1 protein-coding gene is annotated in these 1160 nt (G+C 74.7%); it reads right to left on the reverse strand.

The window, feature by feature from the left end:
• Positions 1 to 1160, reverse strand: a 1160-nt coding sequence (locus tag AC2W7M_RS25975; protein ID WP_486136030.1) for a protein-disulfide reductase DsbD family protein, incomplete at both ends; no start/stop codon positions are given.

A 1160-nucleotide genomic window follows, 5' to 3' on the forward strand; every position in this document is an offset into this window, starting at 1 on the left:
GCAGCGCCGATCGTCCCCGCCACCGCCGCGAGCGCCAGAGCGCGCGGCACGAGCGGCGCGCGCGCCCGTGCTGGGCGATGCCGAAGATCCAGGCGGCGAGCGCCACCAGCAAAGCGCCGGCGAGTGCGATCATCACCCCGAACTCGCCCGCCTGCCGCGCCAGCACCCAGACCAGCCAGGCGGCGGAGGCATACATGGGGAAGGCCAAAGCCTGCCTGAGCCGCACCATCCAGAGGCCCGGGCGCGGCAGGAGCCGCGCGAGGCGCGGCACGAAGGCGATCAGCGCATAGGGCGCGGCCAGGCCGAGGCCGAGCGCCAGGAACACCGCGAGCGCCACCGGCCACGGCGCGGCGAGCGCCGCCCCCAGCGCCGCGCCCATGAACGGGGCGGTGCAGGGCGTCGCCACCACCACCGCCAGGAGCCCGGTGAAGAAGCTGCCCTTGTGGCTTGGCGCGTGGGCGAGGTGCTGCCCGGTGCCCGTGACCGAGGTGCCGATCTCGAACACGCCGGAAAGGTTGAGGCCGATGGCGAGCATCAGCCACGCCATGAGGGCGACGAACACCGGCGACTGGAACTGGAATCCCCAGCCCACCGCCGCGCCGCCCGCGCGCACGGCAAGCAGCGCGCCGGCCAGCGCGAGGAAGGCCGCAAGCACGCCGAGGGTGTAGAACACGCCCGAAAGCCGCACCTCCCGCGCCTCGCGCCCGGACAGGCGCGCCAGCGCGGTCGCCTTGATGGCGAGCACCGGGAACACGCACGGCATCAGATTGAGGATCAGCCCGCCGAGGAAGGCGAACAGGATCGCCTGGCCGAGCGGCAGGCGCGCGGCCGCCGCGCCGGCGGGATCCAGGGCAGCGGCCATGGCCGTCGCCGGCGCTGGGGTCGGCGCGATCTCCACCCAGCGCGTGGTGCCGGCGGGATCGGTGACGGCGATGAGGCCGGTATTGGCCGCCGCCGGGTCGAAGGACTGGCCCTTCTCGGCGACCAAAGTGAGCTGACCCGGCTGCACCTCCAGCGCCTGCGGCGCCGCATGGACGACGACGCCCCAGTCCTGCGGATAGAAGAAGGCGCGCGCGATCCGCTCCGGCGCGATGCCGTCGCCCTCGACGGTGAGCGCGAGGTTGCCGCCCTCCGCGGCGAGCCGCGCCTGCCAGCCGAGG

Source organism: Xanthobacter sp. BG11Y11_SDJG, assembly GCF_057364445.1.